Annotated in this window: 1 protein-coding gene; it reads left to right on the top strand. The window is 70.0% G+C overall.

Annotation, left to right across the window (positions count from 1 at the left end):
- Nucleotides 1–307, top strand: a 307-nt coding sequence (locus QN397_RS26655) for an FtsX-like permease family protein (RefSeq protein ID WP_323502526.1), incomplete at both ends; no start/stop codon positions are given.

Here is a 307-nt window from a genome sequence, read left to right as displayed (position 1 = left end):
GGGCATCCGCATCGCCGAGCCGGGCGATGCGGCCGAACGTGTGAGCAACCTGTCGCGCGCCTACCGCGTCAACCTCACGGTGCTGGCGCTGGTCGCGCTTTTCACAGGCGCGTTTCTGGTCTTCTCGGTGCTCGCTCTCAGCGTGGCCAAACGCGCGCAGCAGTTCGCGCTGCTCGGCGTGCTGGGGCTGACGCCGCGCGGCCGCTTGCAACTGGTGCTGATCGAATCGCTGGTGCTGGGCGTGATCGGCAGCGTCGCCGGCATCGCGCTCGGCGCTGCCCTCGCCGCCTTCGCACTGCGTGTGCTG

The organism is Variovorax sp. RTB1 (genome assembly GCF_035018765.1).
GTDB lineage: Bacteria > Pseudomonadota > Gammaproteobacteria > Burkholderiales > Burkholderiaceae_C > Variovorax.
This window is presented reverse-complemented; position numbering and strand designations above follow the sequence as displayed.